This window comes from Rhodococcus sp. P1Y (assembly GCF_003641205.1).
GTDB lineage: Bacteria > Actinomycetota > Actinomycetes > Mycobacteriales > Mycobacteriaceae > Rhodococcoides.
On sequence record NZ_CP032762.1, the window covers coordinates 4,986,383 to 5,006,415 of the forward strand.

Genomic DNA, 20,033 nt, shown 5'->3' on the forward strand with positions numbered 1-20,033 from the left:
CGTTTGACCGCCGTACTCGTCCCGAAGTCTCAATGGAAAGTTCAACGATACCGTTCAAGGTATGCCTGCATCGCCGATAGAGTCCATCCGTTCCATCGATGCCCAGGCGTTGATGGAGTTGTTTTCCACTCGGCCGCGACTCTTCGCAATCGGTGAACCGACCCATGGGGCCGAAGCGCTGCTCCAACTGCGCAACGAGGTCTTCCGACAGCTCGTCGAAGGGCACGACTACCGCATCATCGCTCTCGAAAGCGACTGCGTGCTGGGCGTGACGGTAGACGATTACGTCTGTTCCGGCATCGGCAGTCTCGATGAGGTCATGGAGAACGGATTCAGTCACGAGTGGGGTCTGCTGGCGGGCAACCGCGCACTCGTGCAGTGGATGCGCGAATACAACGACGGGCGAGAAGCATCGATGCGAGTTCGGTTCGCGGGATTCGACGGTCCACTGGAAATGTCCGCTGCCGCGAGCCCCCGAGTGTCACTGTGTGCTCTGCATTCCTATTTGGCCGAGTGGGTGAACGCCGACCTGTTGCCTGTCACCGCCGAGACCCTCGATGGATTGATCGGAGACGACAGGCAGTGGACCGATCCCGAGGCCATGATGGACCCGTCGAAATCCATCGGCCGAAGTGCGCACGCAATCGATTTGCGCGTTCTCGCAGACGATCTGGTTGACCTTCTCTTCTCGCAAGCGCCTGATCTACGGAGGAAGACGACCGGCCCGGCGTGGGATCGCGCGTGCCTGCACGGCCGCACTGCGACAGGATTGCTCCGATATCACTACTGGATGGCCGACGATTCAGCTGCCCGGATGGCACGCCTGTGCGGGTTGCGAGACTCGATGATGGCCGCCAACCTACTCGCTCTCACCGAGAAGGCCCCTACCCTCGTCTACGCTCACAACAGCCATCTGCAGCGGCAACGAAGCAGGATGCAGATGTGGCAAGGGCCCATCGAGTGGTGGTGTGCCGGCGCTGTGGTCAGCGCCGAATTGAACGACGACTATGGCTTTGTCCCAACCGCATTGGGCACAATGCACCACCACGACGTGGGCACTCCGTCGCCGGACACGCTCGAGGGACTCCTCTATGCGATGCCGGGAGACCGATTCTTGGTCGATACGCACTCGTTGTCGGCGGCACTCGGCGACACGCTGCCGAACACTCGCACGTCGTCGTGGTTCGGATACGCACCGATCGATCCTGCTCAGCTGGCCGAGTTCAACGGACTCCTCTTCGTCAAGGATGCGTCTCGACCTACCGACGAATCGTCTTTTCGATCGGCTCGATGATCGCGGTGATGGCCGTGATATCGCCGGCCGGGATGAAAAAATGTTCGGTGATCGACACGGTGAGTCCGCCGTCGAGATCCAATAGATAGCGCGCAACCACGCTGGTGTCCCACTCCTTGATGTCCAGATCGCGAACAGCGGTGATGGGAATGTACTGCGGACCGTGTTCGAGATCGTTTCTGATGAACTGACCTGTCTCACCGGTGATCTGGCCGTTCTCGACGCGCCGGCAGTTCTCGGACAGACGGAGCTTGGTGGCATCGTGGCTCTGCAGCGCCTTCACATACTCGCGCGCCATCGCGACCCGGCCGGTGTCGGCCTCACGCGTTGCGTGACGGGCTATTCCGCGCAGCAGCGGTTCGGCGAGTTCGGGCCTGCAGATCAAGAGATCCGGCAGGTAGGGGTGAGACCGGTTGTACAGCAACGGAGAACCGTCTATCCGGGAGCAGTGGAGGCCTGCCGCCAGGGCTACGCCCACCGGCGCCGCCGAGTCCCACTCCCACTGCCCACCGGAGTGGACGTAGGCGTCGACCTCTCCCCGCACCACCGCCATGGCTTTGGCCCCCGCCGACCCCATCGTGACGACCTCACCCTCGACATCGGCGGCCAACTGCTCGATGTAGTAGGGCGGCCGGCTGTCGCTCACGACAAGCTTCGGTCGCCCGTCAGGCGGCGGCAGGCTCGGGATGGCCGCGGTGGAGTACACGACGCCGAGAGCTGGTTGAGCGACCGCGGACGCGGTCATGCCCGTCTCGGCCTCCCACAATCCGACGTGCACCGCCCAGTCGCCGCGCCCAGCGATCCCGTATTCACGCGAGCCGTCGAGCGGGTCGATGATCCACACCCTGCGCGCATCGAGCCTGCTCAGGTCGTCAGCGGACTCCTCGGACAGGACAGCGTCCGCTGACCGCTCCGACGCGAGCCTGCTGAGGATGTAGGTGTTGGCTTCGGCATCTCCGAGCCGGCCGAGTTCACGGCCTTCGGTCCTACCGCTCTCCCTCTCGCGCACGTCGAGCAGGAGCTGACCTGCGGCTTCGGCGACGTCGGCGGCGAACTGTGCGTCGTCTTCAGGCGTAAAGGCTGCGCTCACGCGCTCAACAATTCCATGATCTTGCGCGCTTGTGTCGCGCAGTCACCGTCCCCGGGATGAAGCACCAGGTCCGGATGGTCCGGGGTTTCGTAGGGATCGTCCACTCCGGTGAACCCTTTTATTTCACCTGCGCGCGCTTTCGCGTACATCCCCTTGGGGTCACGCTTCTCGCACAGGGCAATAGGGGTGTCGACGAACACTTCGAAAAATGGGATTCCTGCCGCCTTGTGGAGGCGACGTACTTCGTCACGGTCCCGCCGGTACGGGCTGATCAGACATGCGATCGAGACGAGGCCCGCATCCGCCATCAACTCCGCCACGGCTCCGACGCGCCGCACGTTCTCGGCGCGGTCCGACGCGGAGAACGTCAGGTCGGAATTGAGCCCGTGACGCAAGTTGTCACCGTCGAGCCGATACGCAGGCTTGCCCGACGCCACAAGCAACCGTTCCAGCTCAGCGGCGATCGTCGATTTACCCGACGCCGACAAACCGGTCATCCACACGGTCGCGCCTCGGGTGGTTCGTTGGTCGCGCTCGATCCGAGACGAACTCCAGACAGCACCGGTAGACGCGGGCGTCGGGCCAGTGATCATGCCGGCCGCGACCGTGGCACCCGAGCGTTCGTCGACGAGCAGAAAGCTGCCGGTCACCCTGTTCCGGCGATAGGGATCGAAGAACAGCGGACGGTGAGTCCGAAGCTGCACTCGCCCGATCGCGTTGAGCGCCAACGAATCAGCGGGTGAATCACGGTGGAGGGTATTGACGTCGAGCCGGTAGTCCAGGGTGACGACATCTGCAGGAGTAGTTGCCGTGGTGTGCATCAGAAGATAGCGGTTGCCCGCACGCAGGGCAGAGTCGTCGGTCAGCCAACAGACCATCGCATCGATCTCGGACCCGACGAGTGGGCGATTGTTCGGACGCACAAGCATGTGCCCTCGCCCCAGATCGACATCGTCGTCGAGCTCCATACATACCGCAGAGGAAGCGAACCCCTCGGATACCTCCTCACCGCCTGGGCCTCGCACGGCCTTGATTCGCGTCGAGGATCCCGACGGCAGCGCGAGGACCTCGTCACCGGCCTTGAAGACCCCGCCTGCGACGGTTCCGGCGTACCCGCGAAAATCTCGGTACTCCGACCGCCCGGACCTGATCACGTACTGAACAGGAAATCTGGCGTCGATGAGGTTGCGGTCCGACGCGATATGCACGTCCTCGAGATGATGCAGCAGGGAACTCCCCTGGTACCACGCCATAGCGCGGCTTCGATGGACGACGTTGTCTCCATCCAACGCCGACATGGGTACGAACGTCAGATCATGGACGTCGAGTTTTGCGGCGAAATCGCGAAATTCGGACTTCACCTCCTCGAATCTGGCCTCCGACCAATCGACGAGGTCCATCTTGTTCACGCACAACACGAGATGCGGAATACCGAGCAACGACGCCAGAAACGCATGCCGCCTGGTCTGCTCGAGCACGCCTGCCCTGGCGTCGACGAGAATCAATGCGACGTCCGCAGTCGATGCTCCCGTGACCATGTTGCGGGTGTACTGCTCGTGCCCAGGAGTGTCGGCGATGATGAACTTGCGTTTGTCCGTCGCGAAATATCGGTGGGCGACGTCGATCGTGATTCCCTGCTCGCGTTCGGCGCGCAATCCGTCGGTCAACAGAGCCAAGTCGGTCGAATCCCCTCCTCGCTGTCGACTCGTACGCTCCACCGCCTCCAGCTGGTCCTCGAAGATCGACTTGGAGTCGTAGAGCAACCGACCGATCAACGTCGACTTTCCGTCGTCGACACTGCCCGCCGTCGCGACCCGCAGAAGCTGCGACATCAGAAGTAACCTTCCTTCTTGCGGTCTTCCATACCTGACTCCGAAATTCGGTCGTCGCCGCGAGTTGCTCCCCGCTCTGTCGTCCGAGTCGTCGCGATCTCGAGCACCACCGCATTCGCGTCGGCCGCCGCCGAGTTGACGCAACCGGTGCAGGTGGCGTCGCCGACCGTACGGAATCTCACCAACGACTCGAACGGTTCCTCGTCATCGAGAAGATCGATGAATCGTGTTGCAGCCATCAACATTCCGTCGCGCGGGATCACCATGCGCCGATGGGCATAGTAGATGCTGGGCAACGCGATGTCCTCGGCCGCGATGTACTGCCAGATGTCGAGTTCGGTCCAGTTGGACAGCGGGAAGACTCTGAAGTGCTCGCCCGGCAGGTGCCTGCCGTTGTACAACTGCCACAACTCCGGACGCTGCTTGCGCGGGTCCCACTGTCCGTGTCGGTCTCTGAAGCTGAAGATGCGCTCTTTCGCACGAGCTTTCTCCTCGTCGCGCCGCGCTCCTCCGAACACCGCGTCGAAGCGATGTTCACCGATGGCGCGGAGCAGCGTTGCAGTCTGCAAGCGATTCCGCGTTGCCCCGGGGCCGGTTTCGTCGGCCGAGCGGCCCGCGTCGATATCGTCCTGCACCGACGCAACGATGAGATCGATGCCCGACGCCTCGGCGGTCGCATCTCGAAATTCGATGACTTCGTCGAAGTTGTGGCCGGTGTCGATGTGCATGACAGAGAACGGAATTGGTGCCGGCCAGAACGCCTTGGCCGCCAGGTGCAGCATTACCACCGAGTCCTTACCCCCGGAGAACAGCAACACCGGACGTTCTGCCGTTGCCGCAACTTCGCGAAAGATGTGAACAGCCTCGGCCTCCAGTGCGCCGAGATGAGTCAGTTGGTACGTGGCCGACATGGCGTCCCTCCGATCGGTCGGTCCATATTTGTACCGACTCGGTTCACGCTTGATGCATCGAACAATAGAACCTGTTCTAGCAATCGGTCAACGTGTGGGTCGACGCCCGCCCGCCAAAGATGTCACTTCGTCCGCAACCGCGCGCAACGCCGCCCCGCGCCGCGCGATCTCCGCGCCGTCGATTTGCTTGCCCACGTGCAGGGTCAACACCATCGCCTGTCGCCCCCGGGCGTCGTACGTCGGCGCGGCAATGACGCTGACACCATGCATCTCACCGTGCCCGCTCCGCCCCAGATACACCCGCTCACCGAGACTCGACACCACCTCCCCGAGCAGTTCACGAACCTCGTCCGGTAGTTCACGTGCGGCAACGCCCGCCATCGCGGAATGCAGTCGCCGTCCAACGTCGGTGAGAGTCTCGACGAGATAGCCGTTTCGGCGGCACTCGCCGATGACCCTCAGAAGGTGATCGCGGTCGAGCCGAATCGGCAGCGCAGGCTCGCGCTGTAACCACTCCTCGACCCGATCGTCGGAGTCCCACAGCACGTACATAAGTCCCACCGGTGGCGCGAACGGGTACGACTCGCCGACCTTCGCCGTGCGCGCGTCTTCCCGTCCGACCACTGCCAGAAGAGTGATGCGGTCGCCCACCACCTGGGACGCGGTGCACGTCGTGTCGTACGCAGCGCTCAACGATTCCAGCTTCGACTCGACGAGTGGGCCGATCGCGAACGCTTCATGCGCTGCGCGTCCCGCGGCAATCAGCGCCGGACCGAGTCCGTAGGTGACGGGAGCCGGTTCGCGAACAAGATAACCGCCGTCCACCAGCGAGGACAGTATGCCCAAGCACGTGGGTTTGCTGATGTCGAGAGCCCGTGCGAGTTCGGACAATCCGAACCTCTGATCACCTCGCGCCACCATGTAGTCGAGCACCGCGACCACCCGGTCCGTCGGCGGCGACGTACGACCGGCCATTGACCCTCCCTAGAACACGTTCTATTGTCGTTTCTGCAACCTGTTCTACCAGATCGGTACGTATTTGTACCACCAGTTGCAAGGAGATGGGTGTGCTTACCGATTCATTCACCGAAGCGACGGCGGCCGCGGAAAAGATCATCGAAGACGCTCCGCACGTGCGGAGCGAACAGGACCTGGTCGAGGGATACGAGTACCTGGCCGGGAGTGTTCGAGCCTCGCTCCAGATGGCATGGGCATACGACACTCGATTTCCGATCTTCGCCTCCTCCACCGGCCCTTACACTAAGATGGGCCTCGACAACCCCGACACCTTGTACTTTCACGCCAATATTTCCGACGAGTACGAGTATGTGGTGGAAGGGACACGCGGAACCACAACGGATCTGAGCTTCCAGATCCTCAAGGGCGACTACTCCCCCGTTGACGTACCCGACAGCCTGACGGCGTTCGACGACCGGTCTATTTCGGTCGAGCCAGATGGTTCGTTCGCACTGCATTTCGGGCGACCGTCCGATCTACCCAACCACTTCACTCTCGGCGAAGGATCGTCGATGCTCGTGGTACGCGAGGTGTACAGCGACTGGACCGCCTCACGCGGGACCTTGACCATTCGACGAATCGGGTCATCCGGGGATGCACCCGTGGTTCGTACGAAAGAAGCTGTCGCGAAGCGCTATTCGACGGCAGGCAAGATGTTGCTCGGACGGATCCGAACGTTCCTGCAATTCCCTCAGTGGTTCTACCTGAATCTCGAGGTCAATACGATGACCGAACCGCGTCTCACCCCCGGCGGTTTGAGCACGCAATACTCGTCGGCCGGCCACTACGAGTTACGCGAGGACCAAGCGATGATCATCACCGTGCCGAAATCCGATGCGCCATATCAAGGATTCCAACTGGGCAGCCTGTGGTACATCTCGCTCGACTACATTCACCACCAGACCTCTCTTACCGCGGATCAGGCGCAGACGGACCCGGACGGCAACATTCGACTCGTAGTCAGTGAGCGAAACCCCGAGGTGACCAACTGGATCGAGACGACGGGACATTCGCGAGGCTACGCGCAGTTTCGTTGGCAACGAGTCTCGCGCGAGATGACCGCTGAGGACGGCCCCACTGTGCAGATCGTCGACTTCGACCACATTTCACAAGTGCTTCCCTACTACGACAGCAACAAGATCAGCCCCGAGGACTTCGCGTCACGGATCGATGCCAGACGCGATGCGGTGGCGACTCGGATGCTCGGATGATGCTCGAGGGGAAGGTCGTCGTCGTCTCCGGCGTCGGGCCGTCACTCGGTAGGTCCATAGCCTTGCGTAGCGCAGCCGCGGGCGCCGACGTGGTGTTGGCGGCACGGACCGAGGACTTCTTGAGGGAAGTGGCGAAAGAGGTTGCAGAACTGGGCCGTCGAGCCCTGGTGGTGTCGACGGACATCACGGACCCCGAATCGTCCTCGGCACTCGTCGACTCCGCGCTGAATTCGTTCGGTCACGTCGACGTTCTTGTCAACAACGCGTTCGCAATCCCGTCGATGAAGGACCTCGCACACACCGACGAATCGATCATTCGCCGAGGGCTCGAACTGTCCGTCTTCGGAACCTTGCGGTTGTCGCAGCTGTTCACCCCAGCCCTCGTCGAGTCCGCAGGGTCGATCGTGATGATCAACTCGGCAGTCCTGCGACATTCGCAGCCGAAGTACGGTAGCTACAAGATCGCCAAGGCGTCGCTGCTTGCGATGTCGCAGACTCTTGCCAGTGAGCTAGGACCCCAGGGCGTGCGCGTCAACACCGTTGCACCTGGATATATTTGGGGATCCACGCTGCAGGGTTACTTCGCGCACATGGCAAAGAAGTACGGAACCACCAGCGAACAGATCTACGAGCAGACCGCCTCCACCACCGATTTGCGGCGTCTACCCGAGCCGGAGGAGATCGCCGACGCCGTGGTGTTTCTCGCGTCCCCGCTCGCTCGCGCCGTCACCGGTCAATGCCTCGACGTCAACTGCGGCGAATACCACCACTAGGAGCGAAGAAGTGACCAGCACCGAACGTACCGACGTCGGCACAGCCGAGGATCTACACGCGTCGGCGAAGAAGTTCACCGGACTCGACGACTTCGGATCGGACGACTACCGAGAAGGACTGGAAACGCTGCTCGAGTCCTACCAACGCGATGCCGAGCTGACTCCGATCGGCTCGAAGATGAGTCGATTCTTCCTTCGCGGCGCACTGGTGGCCAGATTGTTGAGCGAGCACGCGTGGAGAGCGAATCCCGGCTGGGTGGATGTGCCTATCGAGCGGCCCATCTTCGTCACCGGGCTTCCCCGTACGGGAACGACTGCGCTGCATCGCTTGTTGACCGTCGACCCAGCCCACCAAGGCCTCGAAATGTGGCTGACCGAGATGCCGCAGCCTCGTCCGCCGCGCGAAACCTGGGAATCGAATCCCGTGTTCGCGCAGATCGAGAAGGGGTTCGCGCAGCATCACGTGGAGCACCCCGAATTCATGGGCGTGCACTACATGTCGGCGTCCGAGGTCGAAGAATGCTGGCAACTGCTCAGGCAGTCGGTCCAATCCATCGCTTACGAATGCTTGGCGTACGTCCCCACGTACTCGACCTGGCTGGCCGAGCAGAGCTGGCTCGCGCCCTATCAGCGTCACCGCAACAATCTTCAGCTGATCGGAATGCACGACGTCGGACGGCGATGGGTGCTCAAGAACCCGAGCCACCTGTTCGCGCTGGAAGAGCTACTGCAGGTCTACCCTGATGCCCTGATCATCCAGTGTCACCGGGAGCCGAGCACGATCATGCCGTCGGTATGCAGTCTCGCCGAACAAGCAACGCAAGGATGGAGCTCGAAGTTCACCGGCGAGACCATCGGACGCACCCAGCTCGAACTGTGGGAGCGTGGGGTGCACTCGTTCTCTGCAGCACGCGCGCAAGCGTCTGCATCGCAGTTCTACGATGTCGACTACCACGACTTCGTCGCCGAACCACTCGGAACCGTCGCGCAGGTGTACCGACACTTCGGGCTCGCCCTCACCGACGATGCTCGCACCGCAATGGAATCCATGCACGAATCGAGCCGAACCGGAGTGCGTAGGCCGGCACACAAGTACAGCCTCGCCGACTTCGGCCTCGATGGGCCTGAGGTGGACCGAAGGTTCGCCGGCGCCCGGGTTCAGGGGTCTCCAGGGTGACCGAATGTCTGTTTCGGTCTCGCCGGGTGACCGAACGGCTGTTTGGGTCACTCTGAGTGTGCGAATGTCTCATTCGGTCTCGCCGGTGAACGAACGGCTCATTCGGTCACTCTGAGTGTGCGAATGTCTCATTCGGTCTCGCCGGTGAACGAACGGCTCATTCGGTCACCGGCGCGGAGCGAATGTCCCATTCAGTCACCTCGGAGCTAGGGTGTGGCATGGCCCCGACACGCTGGCAGAACGAGAACACCGAGGCTCAGTCGCGCGAATACGTCGAACGGTTTGCGCGGTTGGAATCCCGCGGCGTCGACCTGCACGGTGAAGCCCGGATGGTCGACGCCTTACTCGCTCCCGGAAGCACGGTCCTCGACGCGGGTTGCGGCACAGCGCGTCTCGGTGCGGAACTTGCACGCCGCGGTCATCGGGTGACTGCAGTCGACCTCGATCCTGTATTCGTCGAGGCTGCGCGTGCGCACACCCAGATCACCGTTCACCAGGCCGATCTGACCGGGTTGGACCTTGGCGAAAGGTTCGACGCCGTGATCGCAGCGGGCAACGTGATGGTGTTCATGGAACCGGGCACCGAACGAACAGCCCTCGAACGGATCGCCGCTCACGTGAAGCCCGGGGGCGTATTCGTTGCAGGCTTCGCTACCGACAGGGCCTACACCGTCGAGCAGTTCGACGACCACCTCGACGCCGTCGGCTTAGGCGTCGAACATCGGTTTTCGACCTGGGACCTACGCCCTTGGCGGCAGGGCGCTGACTGGGCAGTGACCGTCGCCCGTGCGCCTGAGCTGTTGGCCTGAAGGCCTCGTCGCCGAACTAATTTACTGACGCGATCTGGAACCTGGCACCGAGCGGGTCCGCGATACCTGCAACTCGCCCGAACGGCGAGTCCTCCGGTTGATCGACGACGGTTCCGCCCAGTTCGATCACCTTCGCAACAGCCGCATCCGTGTCGTCCACCCCGAAGTACACCCGCCAATGCGACGGTGGTAGAAACGCGGTAGCATCCATGATTCCGGCGACCATGTCACCGTCGACGATTGCCTGCGCATACCTGAACTCATCGGTGTCACCGAGAACCTCGTAGGTCCATCCGAACACAGATTCGTAGAACGGCAGCGACGCGGTATAAGCGCGGGTGAACTGTTCGTGCCACACCGGTGTGCCGTGTTCACCCCATGCACCGTAGCCACGATGCTGATCGGCCTGCCAGATCCCCACGACCGCTCCCCCAGGGTCGGTGAAGAGTGACATCGTCCCCTGGTCTCCGACCGTCATCGCAGGGAACAGCACCTGCCCACCCGCTTCGGCCACCTTCCGGGCGGTGGCATCGGCGTCGGACGAGGCGATGTAGGTGTTCCAGACGTTCGACACCGTCGTGCCCCGGCATCTGGCCGCCAACTCCCGCAACGTTGACTCCGTCCTTGACGAACGTGACATATCCGCCGAACTCCTCGGCGACGTCCGCGTGCCAACCGAAGAGGTTCTCGTAGAACGGAACAACGCGGCCTGGATCGCCGCTGGTCAGATCGATCCAACACGGGGCGTCGACGGTGAAATCCTTGCTGGGCATGACTTCTCCTGGGATGAGCGGGTTAGCGTACACGTGAAAGGTACGCGCAGACTCCGACATTCACAGCAGTACGACCAATGACATCAAGCGTCAGGGACGAAACGACTTTGCCCATCGACGTCCCCGCGGCCGCGCGAGCATGAACTGCCGCGAGGTCGCGGAGAGGTACGCGCTCGCCGATATCGACGACGAGCTCACCGCGATCGTCGCGCTCCACCAGTTCCGTGAGTTGCGACGCATCGCTACGGAGATGCGTGCGATACCCGGTCACGTGAACGTCGTTCGCCAGCAGTTGCTCTCGACGCTATCGCAGACCGCAAGGTATTCAGCAACCTGCTCCCTCCGTCCGCGATCGCATGCGAGCCGTACCGCCCCGCTCGGCAGGAGCACGCCGAAAGCGCTGACCACTCCTAGCGCGGGTCGCCTCCGGCCGCCCGCCAGATCAACGCGGCCGTTCGCTCTGGCCAGCGTTCGGGAATGGGATCTCCGGCGAGTGCCCGGCCGTAGAACGAGCCGGTGGCCATCGGAACGACTATCTCGAGGTCCGCGTCGACCGGAATTGATCCGGCGCGCTGACCGCGTTCGAGGATGTCGCGAATACGTTGCCGTCGTGGGGCTACGACGCCTGCCTGGTAACGGTCACGAACATCCTCGTCGGTGCCCTCCTGCAGCATTGTCCCCACAAGAGCCATACGGCCGGGGCGCGAGACACCCGAGCTGAAGTCGGTGAGTTCGCGGACCAGCGCTTCGAACGGCTCGGCGTCGTCGAGTTCGGGCGATGCGACTTCGGTGACGGCGGTGACGGCTGCTTCCGCGAGCGCAGCCTTCGTCGCCCACCGGCGGTAGATGGCTTGCCGGGTCGTGCCGGCGTCGGACGCCACGCGATGAACAGACATGGCGTCGTACCCCGATTCGGCCAGATGTCGCGCGGCGACGGCAAGAACGCGGTCGTCGATCGTCGTATCGCGCGCACGGCCCGTCTTGCTCACCATGATTGGCAACATACCTTGTCAATACAATACTGTTGTGTATTGTATCGAAGATGGCAGATCCGACGCTCTACGACTGGGCCGGCGGAGACGGTGCGTTCCGGCGGCTGCTCGACGCGTTCTACGACCACGTCGAGCGAGACCCGTTGCTGTCGCCGATGTTTCCCGGTGGCGTGGGCGAAGATCACCGTGCTCACGTCACCCTCTGGTGGGCCGAGGTTTTCGGCGGACCCGATCGCTACACAGCCGAGCTCGGTGGATACCACCGCATGCTCGCCCACCACATCGACCTGGGAATCACAGCATTGCAGCGTCGTCGATTCGTGGAGTTGATGTCGATCGCGGCCGACGACGCCGGGCTACCCGACGATCCCGAGTTCCGCTCGGCATTCATGGCATACGTCGAATGGGGAACGCGACTGGCGTTCTCTAACTCTCAGCCGAATGCCGAGGTGGTGGCCGACGCACCCGTCCCACGCTGGGGCTGGGGCGTCGCGCCGCCCTGGAATCCTGGCGCTTGATCTTTGGAATTCGAGCGCACGGCTTTGCAGGTAGGTTGACCTGCCCCGCGCCGATTCCGCACGCTGTCCTTCCTACAGTCTCACGAGGACGCCGAGGGCGAACATTCGTCCGGACTTCTCTTCGTGTTTCGCAATCACCGGCAGTGCGGGCATAACTACTTCATGCCACAGACGATCGCGCTCTTCGTCGACCGCAATCCTTGCTGATACCTCCCACTCCCTGTCACCAACCCGGATCACGGCGGACTTGGCCACGACAAGATTCTTTACCCAGTCCGGATCGGTTTTCGCGCCGAATGCGGAACCCACCACCACGTACGAAGAGCCGTGCTCGAGATAGATGACAGGTGTCGTTCTTGACAGGCCTGTCTTGCGTCCGGGCACCGTCAACAGCAGAACGGGCAGTCCAACGGACCTCCCGCCGAGGCGGCCGTTTGATCTCCGGTACAGGGCAACGGCCGCTCGGTTACGAAACATCAATGCGGCCTTGGAAATTGGATGCATCTGCCGTCGGGAGAACGGATATCTTCGCCCATGCTCTCCCAACCTCCCTTCGAATGTCGGTTGTAGCCGACGTGTAGTCGGCCGAGATCAATTGCGTCGCAAGCAGACTGAGCTTGGTATCTACTTCTGATTGCCGTAGTCGAGCCAGGTGCCGTCTGGCATGATTGCTTCGGTGAGGTCGGCACCGTCCAGGACGGCGGTGGCAATATCGGCCCCGGACAAGTTGGCCTTGCCAAGGTAGGCACTGATCAGGATGGCGCCGGTCAGGTCTGCTTGACCGAGATATGCGCCAGTCATGTACGCACCGGACAGGTCCGCCCCGGCGAGATCCGCGTACCCGAGGAACGTTGACTTCAGATACGCCATAGTCAGGTTGGCGTCCCGCAAACTAGCGCGTGTGAGGTACGCGCCGGTGAAGTTGGCATCGTGCGCGATCACCCCGCTGAGATCGGCCCTCGCCATGTCTGCGCCGACGAACTCTGCCGAGGTCAGATTGGCGCCGGCAAGGTTGGCGTCGGCGAGGTCGGCTCCCGACAGATCGGCGCCGGTAAGGTCCACGCCCGACAGGTTCGCGCCAGCCAGCCTATCTCCGGCAAGATCGGCCTCGGCGAGGCTAACTCTCCCCGAGCCCGGAGCCTCTCGACAGGAATTCCAGGCGGCGACATCTGAGCGAAGCAGGTCCAGAGAAGCCGCCAGCGAAGTCGAAGCCATCGAACCCCCGAAATGGTCACAATGCCGGTCACCGACTGCCGAGGCAGCCAAGAGCCGAACGCCTAGTTGACAGCGTCAACCTAACACCAGCTTGTTGACAGCGTCAACCGCATCTATCCTGCTGAGGTGCGGGAACCGACTCGAGACACGCGACGCGCTCTTATCTCCGCGGCCACAGACCTTCTGGCGCAGGGTGGACCGACCAACGTCACCCTGAGAGCGGTCGGCGCAGCGGCCGACGTCTCGCGAACCGCGCCATATCGCCACTTCAAAGACAAGGACGACCTGCTGAGTACGGTGGCTGCCGAAAATCTGAACTTCTTGAAAGCGGAAATGCAGCGCGCGGTAGATAATTCCGACCCAACCTCCACCCCACTATTCCGCGCATGCCTTTCCTACGTCCGTGTCGCTTGGACATTCCCCAACCACTACCGGCTCGAGTTCGGAGGTGACTACGCTTTCAAACCGACTGGCGTGCTCGAGGATGCCGCCGCCGACTTCAACCAGTACTTCAAAGAACTCGTAATCGAGGCGCAGCGGAGCAACACCCTCATCGCCGACGATGTTCGGGACGTCGGACCACTGCTATGGGTCTTGCTGCACGGATTGGCCATGTCCAATCACCTTGTCGCCGAGCAAACGTGCGACCCCGGCACCGGATACGAAGCCGAAGACCTGCCCCGTGTTCTCGCCCTCGCTTTGCGGAACCTGGCTCCGCGCTGAGAATTGACGTGCACGAGCCGGAACTGGATGGTTCACGGCAAGCAGGCACAACAAACCGATTCCTGGTTTACCAGCTGAAATGAGTGGAACCGCCAGGCCTGCAACCTGGCGGTTCCTTCGAGCGAGCGACGGGATTCGAACCCGTGTAAACGGCTTTGCAGGCCGGTGCCTAGCCACTCAGCCACACCCGCATCGAGGACAAATATGCCGTGCCCGTCGCCGACTGACCATGGTTTCGCTCAGCGTGATTCCAACCCGGTGAGCGCGTGATGACCCCCGAAGGTAATTACCCACTCACGACCCGGCCACCTGCTCGTGAGTGGGTAGTTACGTTCGGCGGTAAGTTTGCGCGCACGGGCGGCGAAGCCGCCGATCGTGGGAGGATGGACCCATGTCTGCAACGCCACCGCTCCCACTCGACCCCATTGCAGAGGCCCACCGCCAGTGGACCAAGCATGGATGGGGCGATGTCGCCGACGGGATGGCCGCTGTCACTTCACTCATGCGTGCCCAGCAAATCATGTTGGCCAGAGTCGAGGAGGCGCTGAAACCGACAGGCCTGACGTTCTCACGCTACGAACTCCTCACCCTGCTGACCTTCACCAAGAACGGCGCCATCCCCATGGCCAAAGCCAGTGCCAGGCTTCAGGTTCACCCGACGAGTGTCACCAATGCAGTCGACAGGCTCGAAGCCGCCGGATATGTCCGTCGAACTCCGCACCCGAGCGATCGAAGGACCACGCTGGTAGAAATCACCGACACCGGCCGCACGTTGGCGGTCGACGCCACCGAGAAACTCAACGACCAGGTGTTCGGCAAGCCCGGTCTGGCCAAGGACCGTCTGACATCGCTGGTTCGTATCCTTGCCGAACTCAGGCGAACCGCCGGTGATTTCGAGGACATCGGGACAACACCGGCCTGGTGAGTGACGTCGCTCCGCCGATCCGTGATGGAATGTCCCGAGGACGTGGCGGGGGCCGCGTCGAGGTTGGAGTGAAGAGTGTTGGTAGTAGGCGTCGGCGCGGGTGCACACGGTGCTCGCGCAATCCTGACGTACCTGGACAGTCCGCATCGAGCGCCGATCGCATCGCGAACAGTGCGTCGGCAACGCGGCCAAACGCTGGCGTCGACCATCGCGGCAGGGGTATCTGCACTTCACACCACCGCATCCAAACTAGCTGTACCCGTGGCGTATTCGGCTATCGCCTACAGGCAGACCGAGGATGCGGACGCATTGAGTACGCGCCGCGACCCTCGGCCCTCCTGGCTCGTACACGAGACCGCCGCGCAATTGCGATACCTCAGGTTCACCGGAACCGTTCCCTCACACGGCGCGACGGTGCTGTGCGACCTCGGAAGCACAGGAATGACGGTGTCCGTCCTCGACCTCTCCGCCGGAGCAACCGTCGCATCGCGTCGAACATCCACATTCTGCGGAGACGACCTCGATCACCTCGTTCGTAGACACCTGGCCGAGAACGGCGTAAGAACCGACGTCGACGCCTCCCGATCCATCAAGGAGCAGCTGAGCGGTTCCGGTGTCGTCAGCGCACACGGAGCGGACGGAACCGGGCAGCACGTATTCACCCGGCGCGATTTCGAGGGCATCATCTCGGGCCCGGTACGGTACGCCACCATGGTCGTCGAGCAGACCATCGCGCTGTCGGGTGCGAAGCCCGCGTCGATCGTTCTTCTCGGGGGCGGGGCGAACGTCGCATCGATCGGTGCTGCGTTCGAAAAGCGGCTCGGTCTCAGAACACTCGTACCCGGCCGACCCGAACTGGTGTCGGCACGAGGCGCAGCCCTGCTGTCCGTGGATCAGCAGGGCTGACCTGCACTCACCGGTGGACGAACTTCGCCTGACGCTTCTCGACGAAGGCGGCCATACCTTCCTTCTGGTCCTCGGTCGCGAACGTCGAGTGGAACAACCGTCGTTCGAACCGAACACCCTCGGCAAGCGAGGATTCGAAGGATCGGTTGACCGCGTCCTTGGCCATCATTGCGATGGGTAACGACATCTCGGCGATGGTGGTTGCAGTGGCAATCGCCTCGTCGAGCAGGTCGGCCGCAGGCACGATCCGCGACACCAGACCGGCCCGCTCGGCCTCGTCGACCTTCATGTTTCGGCCGGTCAGCACCAGCTCCATCGCCTTCGCCTTGCCCACCGCACGCGTGAGACGCTGCGATCCTCCGATTCCGGGGATGACACCGAGTTTGATCTCCGGCTGGCCGAACACCGCGTTGTCGGCGGCGATCAGTACGTCACACAGCATGGCCAGTTCACAACCCCGCCGAGCGCATATCCGGCCACTGCTGCCACGATGGGGGTTCTGGCCGCGCTCAGACGATCCCACGAGGTGAAGAAGTCGTCGAGGTAGACATCCATGTACGACTTGGGCTGCATTTCCTTGATATCGGCGCCGGCGGCGAACGCCTTCTCCGAACCGGTGATCAGGATTGCGCCGATGCTCTCGTCACGGTCGAGATCCTCGACGACAGAGACCACCTCACTCATCAACTGAGAATTCAAGGCGTTGAGCGCCTTCGGACGATTCAGGGTGATGATCCCGACGCGTCCGCGCCGCTCGAGCAGGATCGTCTCGTAGTCGCTCATGCGCCAGCTCCTGTCGAACGCTCGCGAATGTCGTTGATGATGCCGGAGAAATCGACGTCGGTACCACCGCCGGAAGTTTCCTTGAACCGCGAGTAGATCTCCGCAGCCTGCAGTCCGAGGGTTCCCTCGACACCGTTGTCCCGCAATGCGTTCGCGGCGAGGCCGAGATCCTTGTCCATCAATGCCGCGGCGAAGCCGGGCTTGTAGTCGTTGTTGGCGGGGCTCGTGGGGACCGGCCCCGGCACCGGACAGTTGGTCGTCAACGCCCAACACTGACCCGACGCCGTGGATGCGACGTCGAACAGTGCCTGATTGCTCAGTCCGAGCTTTTCCCCTAGGACGAACGCTTCGCTGATCGCGATCATCGAGACGCCGAGGATCATGTTGTTGCACACCTTGGCGGCTTGACCGTTGCCCGCCGCGCCACAGTGCACCACCTTACGGCCCATCACGTCGAGTACCGCTGCAGCCGAATCGAAATCGGCCTCGGAACCACCGACCATGAACGTCAACGTGCCGGCCGCTGCTCCCCCAACCCCGCCCGATACGGGCGCATCGAGGCTGCGATGCCCTGCTTCGCTCACCAGCTTGTGGGCGGCATGGGCGTCGGCGACATCGATCGTCGACGAGTCGATGAACAGCGTTCCCGGCGCTGCTGCGGGGAGCAGGTCTTCGTAGAGACCGAGCACGAGACGCCCGTTGGGCAACATCGTCACGACGGTGTCGGCGTCCTTCACAGCGGCAACCGCGGATTCGACGACGGTGACGCCGTCGGACGTTGCCTGTGTCAGCGCTGCGGGCACCAGGTCGAATCCCTGCACCGTGTATCCGGCCTTGACGAGGTTGGCCGCCATCGGGCCGCCCATGTGTCCGAGACCGATGAAGCCGATCGTCTTCTCACTCATACGTTGTTCTCCAGTCCTAGCTCGAGGCTGCCCACGCTGCCGAAGTACCGATCGACGTCGGCGTCGGTTACGTCTGCGAGAGTCGCAGGCGTCCACTTCGGGTTTCTGTCCTTCTCCACCACCTGCGCCCTGATGCCTTCGACGAGATCGTGTGATTCGAGGCTCGCGAGCGAGACGCGGTACTCCTCGTTCAGTACTTCTTCGAGCGACGACGCCTTCGCCGCATTTCGGAGAGAACGCAGCGTCACCTTCAGCGACACGGGCGATTTCGATTCGATGTCGGAGGCGGCCTTCTCCGCGTCGGGAAGTCCGCTGCCGCGCAGGCCGTCGACGATCTCCTCGACGGTGTTCGCTGCGTAGTACCGGTCGATCCACTCGCTCGATGCTTCGAGCGCCGACGACGGTGCTTCCTCGGTGTATTCGGTCAACGCATCCGAGAGCAGGCCGCTGACCACTGCGTCGTAGAACTTCTCGAGATTGGCCGACGGCATGTAGTGATCAGCGAATCCCGCCGCGATGGCGTCACCCGCGTCCATTCGAGCGGTCGTCAGACCGAGATGCGTGCCGAGTTCTCCTGGCGCACGCGAGAGCAAGTACGTGCCACCGACGTCCGGGATGAACCCGATCCCGACCTCGGGCATCGCTATCTTGGAGCGTTCGGTGACGATGCGGGTGTTGGCGTGCGCCGACAGTCCGACGCCACCTCCCATGACGACACCGTCCATGATCGCGACGTACGGCTTTGGGAACCGAGCGATTGCAGCGTTGAGGATGTACTCGTCGCGCCAGAAGTCCTTGGAACCGCTGCCGCCGTCTTTGGCGTCGTGGTAGATCGAGACGATGTCACCGCCCGCGCACAGCCCTCGCTCGCCGGCGCCGACCAGAAGGACCACGTCGATCCCGTCGTCGGCTGCCCACTCTTCGAGCTTCGGTGCAATCTGCAGCACCATGTCGTGATTGAGGGCGTTGATGGCCTTGGGCCGATTCAGCGTGATTCTGCCGACGCCGCCGCGGACGTCGAACAGAACTTCAGGCTCGGTCATGCTGCTCCCACTATCGAGCGAGCCACCACGACTCGCATTATCTCGTTGGTTCCCTCGAGGATCTGGTGAACGCGAAGATCGCGAACGATCTTCTCGACTCCGTACTCCGCAAGATACCCGTAACCACCGAGCAACTGTAGTGCGTCGTTCGCGACCTGGAATCCGGTGTCGGTCCCGAATCTCTTTGCCATCGCACAGAGTTCGACCTTGTCAGGAGCGTTCGTCTGCAACGCATCCGCGGCTCGCCACAGCATCGTCCGTGCCGCTTCGAGTTCGGTCTTCATATCGGCCAACCGGAACTGGAGCGCCTGAGCGTCGAGCAGCCTCGAACCGAAGGCCTTTCGCTCCAACAAATACGCGACAGCTTTGTCCAGCGCTGACTGAGCACCTCCGATCGAGCACGCGGCAATGTTGAGCCTGCCGCCGTTCAGTCCGTTCATAGCGATACGGAAGCCGTCACCTTCGCTACCGAGGAGGTTTGCCGCGGGAACACGGACATCCTCGAATACGACCTGCCGTGTCGGCTGAGCGTTCCAACCCATCTTCTTCTCGTTTGCGCCGAACGACAGCCCCGGCAAATCCTTCGGCACGACGATCGCGGAGATCCCTTTGGGCCCGGGCTCACCCGTCCTCGCCATCACGACATACACATCGGAAGTACCTGCGCCCGAGATGAATTGCTTGACGCCATTGAGCACGTACTCGTCCCCATCGCGAACGGCCTTGGTGCTCAGGGCTCCCGCGTCGGACCCGGCGCCGGGTTCGGTGAGGCAGTAGCTGCCCAGTTGGTCCATCGAGCACAACCCAGGTACCCACTGATGGCGCTGCTCGTCGTTGCCGTAGGTGTCGATCATCCACGTCACCATGTTGTGGATCGAGATGTACGCCGCGATGGACGGATCACCCGTCGCGAGTTGTTCGAAGATCCGGACGGAGTCCAGCCTGGTCAGGCCGGACCCGCCCACGTCCTCGCCGATGTAGATGCCGCCCATGCCCAGGCCTGCGGCTTTGCGCAGCACGTCCACCGGAAAATGCTTGCTCTGGTCCCACTCGACTGCGTTGGGCGCGAGGAACTCGTCGGCGAAATCTCGTGCCGTCTCGTTGATCGCACGCTCGTCCTCGGTCAAAGTAAACAT

Annotated in this window: 21 protein-coding genes, 1 tRNA gene and 2 pseudogenes; 9 read left to right on the top strand and 15 right to left on the bottom strand. The window is 62.5% G+C overall.

Translation table 11 applies throughout. From position 1 onward, the window contains the following. Window positions 1-61 precede the first annotated feature (61 nt). Complete coding sequence (locus D8W71_RS22945) at window positions 62-1,294, top strand: erythromycin esterase family protein (protein WP_121116875.1); 1,233 nt, start codon at window positions 62-64, stop codon at window positions 1,292-1,294. On the opposite strand, the gene D8W71_RS22950 is transcribed toward D8W71_RS22945, so the two are convergent. From D8W71_RS22950 to D8W71_RS22965, 4 genes are all read right to left on the bottom strand, one after another. Next, entirely contained in the window at window positions 1,260-2,384 is a 1,125-nt protein-coding gene (locus D8W71_RS22950; protein WP_121116877.1) for a 3'(2'),5'-bisphosphate nucleotidase CysQ, read from the bottom strand. The two genes, D8W71_RS22945 and D8W71_RS22950, sit on opposite strands and share 35 nt — an antisense overlap. Continuing rightward, window positions 2,381-4,216: an adenylyl-sulfate kinase gene (gene cysC, locus D8W71_RS22955; RefSeq protein ID WP_121116879.1), complete on the bottom strand. Its 1,836-nt coding sequence runs from the start codon at window positions 4,214-4,216 to the stop codon at window positions 2,381-2,383. The genes D8W71_RS22950 and cysC overlap by 4 nt, the downstream gene beginning before the upstream one ends. Next, window positions 4,216-5,127, bottom strand: coding sequence for a sulfate adenylyltransferase subunit CysD (gene cysD, locus D8W71_RS22960; protein ID WP_121116881.1), 912 nt, complete (start codon window positions 5,125-5,127; stop codon window positions 4,216-4,218). The genes cysC and cysD overlap by 1 nt, the downstream gene beginning before the upstream one ends. 87 nt (window positions 5,128-5,214) lie before the next feature. Next, window positions 5,215-6,102, bottom strand: a complete 888-nt coding sequence (locus tag D8W71_RS22965; protein ID WP_121116883.1) for a helix-turn-helix domain-containing protein — start codon at window positions 6,100-6,102, stop codon at window positions 5,215-5,217. A 92-nt stretch (window positions 6,103-6,194) separates the two neighbouring features. On the opposite strand from D8W71_RS22965, the gene D8W71_RS22970 reads away from it, so the two are divergent. From D8W71_RS22970 to D8W71_RS22985, 4 genes are all read left to right on the top strand, one after another. Further along, complete coding sequence (locus D8W71_RS22970) at window positions 6,195-7,355, top strand: hypothetical protein (protein WP_121119797.1); 1,161 nt, start codon at window positions 6,195-6,197, stop codon at window positions 7,353-7,355. Then, window positions 7,352-8,128 carry an SDR family oxidoreductase gene (locus tag D8W71_RS22975; protein ID WP_121116885.1) on the top strand — a complete coding sequence of 259 codons (777 nt, stop codon included), beginning with the start codon at window positions 7,352-7,354 and terminating at the stop codon, window positions 8,126-8,128. The genes D8W71_RS22970 and D8W71_RS22975 overlap by 4 nt, the downstream gene beginning before the upstream one ends. Before the next feature lie 10 nt (window positions 8,129-8,138). Further along, the gene (locus tag D8W71_RS22980; protein WP_121116887.1) at window positions 8,139-9,305 is read left to right on the top strand and encodes a sulfotransferase family protein; all 1,167 of its coding nucleotides are present in this window, start codon (window positions 8,139-8,141) and stop codon (window positions 9,303-9,305) included. A 218-nt stretch (window positions 9,306-9,523) separates the two neighbouring features. After that, window positions 9,524-10,114: a class I SAM-dependent methyltransferase gene (locus D8W71_RS22985; RefSeq protein WP_121116889.1), complete on the top strand. Its 591-nt coding sequence runs from the start codon at window positions 9,524-9,526 to the stop codon at window positions 10,112-10,114. Window positions 10,115-10,130: 16 nt separating this feature from the next. On the opposite strand, the gene D8W71_RS28100 is transcribed toward D8W71_RS22985, so the two are convergent. The 4 genes and pseudogenes from D8W71_RS28100 to D8W71_RS23000 all read right to left on the bottom strand — a co-directional run bounded on the left by D8W71_RS28100 (window position 10,131) and on the right by D8W71_RS23000 (window position 11,879). Continuing rightward, window positions 10,131-10,535 carry a VOC family protein gene (locus D8W71_RS28100; RefSeq protein WP_236077578.1) on the bottom strand — a complete coding sequence of 135 codons (405 nt, stop codon included), beginning with the start codon at window positions 10,533-10,535 and terminating at the stop codon, window positions 10,131-10,133. A gap of 57 nt (window positions 10,536-10,592) precedes the next feature. Then, window positions 10,593-10,754, bottom strand: a pseudogene (locus D8W71_RS28265) (VOC family protein); the annotation flags it as partial. A 155-nt stretch (window positions 10,755-10,909) separates the two neighbouring features. Beyond that, window positions 10,910-11,158, bottom strand: coding sequence for a hypothetical protein (locus tag D8W71_RS22995; RefSeq protein WP_201265169.1), 249 nt, complete (start codon window positions 11,156-11,158; stop codon window positions 10,910-10,912). A 139-nt stretch (window positions 11,159-11,297) separates the two neighbouring features. Continuing rightward, window positions 11,298-11,879, bottom strand: a complete 582-nt coding sequence (locus D8W71_RS23000) for a TetR/AcrR family transcriptional regulator (protein WP_236077580.1) — start codon at window positions 11,877-11,879, stop codon at window positions 11,298-11,300. Between the two features lie 50 nt (window positions 11,880-11,929). Between D8W71_RS23000 and D8W71_RS23005 the strand changes: the two genes are divergently transcribed. Further along, on the top strand, window positions 11,930-12,397 hold the full coding sequence (locus D8W71_RS23005; RefSeq protein ID WP_121116891.1) for a group II truncated hemoglobin: 468 nt from the start codon (window positions 11,930-11,932) through the stop codon (window positions 12,395-12,397). A 72-nt stretch (window positions 12,398-12,469) separates the two neighbouring features. On the opposite strand, the gene D8W71_RS23010 is transcribed toward D8W71_RS23005, so the two are convergent. Next, complete coding sequence (locus D8W71_RS23010; RefSeq protein ID WP_121116893.1) at window positions 12,470-12,901, bottom strand: nitroreductase/quinone reductase family protein; 432 nt, start codon at window positions 12,899-12,901, stop codon at window positions 12,470-12,472. A 120-nt stretch (window positions 12,902-13,021) separates the two neighbouring features. Continuing rightward, complete coding sequence (locus D8W71_RS23015) at window positions 13,022-13,612, bottom strand: pentapeptide repeat-containing protein (RefSeq protein ID WP_121116895.1); 591 nt, start codon at window positions 13,610-13,612, stop codon at window positions 13,022-13,024. 126 nt (window positions 13,613-13,738) lie between these two features. Here D8W71_RS23015 and D8W71_RS23020 point away from each other — a divergent pair, with 126 nt between their 5' ends. Next, on the top strand, window positions 13,739-14,335 hold the full coding sequence (locus D8W71_RS23020; RefSeq protein WP_121116898.1) for a TetR/AcrR family transcriptional regulator: 597 nt from the start codon (window positions 13,739-13,741) through the stop codon (window positions 14,333-14,335). Window positions 14,336-14,455: 120 nt separating this feature from the next. Here the strand turns inward: D8W71_RS23020 and D8W71_RS23025 are convergent. Next, window positions 14,456-14,526 (bottom strand) — tRNA-Cys (locus tag D8W71_RS23025). A 200-nt stretch (window positions 14,527-14,726) separates the two neighbouring features. Between D8W71_RS23025 and D8W71_RS23030 the strand changes: the two genes are divergently transcribed. Then, window positions 14,727-15,260, top strand: a complete 534-nt coding sequence (locus D8W71_RS23030; RefSeq protein ID WP_121116900.1) for a MarR family winged helix-turn-helix transcriptional regulator — start codon at window positions 14,727-14,729, stop codon at window positions 15,258-15,260. Window positions 15,261-15,335: 75 nt separating this feature from the next. Continuing rightward, the gene (locus D8W71_RS23035; RefSeq protein WP_236077581.1) at window positions 15,336-16,166 is read left to right on the top strand and encodes a hypothetical protein; all 831 of its coding nucleotides are present in this window, start codon (window positions 15,336-15,338) and stop codon (window positions 16,164-16,166) included. A 7-nt stretch (window positions 16,167-16,173) separates the two neighbouring features. On the opposite strand, the pseudogene D8W71_RS23040 reads toward D8W71_RS23035, so the two are convergent. The 4 genes and pseudogenes from D8W71_RS23040 to D8W71_RS23055 all read right to left on the bottom strand — a co-directional run bounded on the left by D8W71_RS23040 (window position 16,174) and on the right by D8W71_RS23055 (window position 20,033). After that, window positions 16,174-16,949: pseudogene (locus tag D8W71_RS23040) on the bottom strand (enoyl-CoA hydratase). Next, window positions 16,946-17,950, bottom strand: coding sequence for a 3-hydroxyisobutyrate dehydrogenase (gene mmsB, locus D8W71_RS23045; protein WP_236077582.1), 1,005 nt, complete (start codon window positions 17,948-17,950; stop codon window positions 16,946-16,948). Before mmsB ends, D8W71_RS23040 begins: the two are co-directional and overlap by 4 nt. After that, the gene (locus tag D8W71_RS23050) at window positions 17,851-18,897 is read right to left on the bottom strand and encodes an enoyl-CoA hydratase/isomerase family protein (protein WP_121116904.1); all 1,047 of its coding nucleotides are present in this window, start codon (window positions 18,895-18,897) and stop codon (window positions 17,851-17,853) included. Before D8W71_RS23050 ends, mmsB begins: the two co-directional genes overlap by 100 nt. Beyond that, a complete protein-coding gene (locus D8W71_RS23055) occupies window positions 18,894-20,033 on the bottom strand; it encodes an isobutyryl-CoA dehydrogenase (RefSeq protein WP_121116906.1) in 1,140 nt (379 codons plus the stop codon). Before D8W71_RS23055 ends, D8W71_RS23050 begins: the two co-directional genes overlap by 4 nt.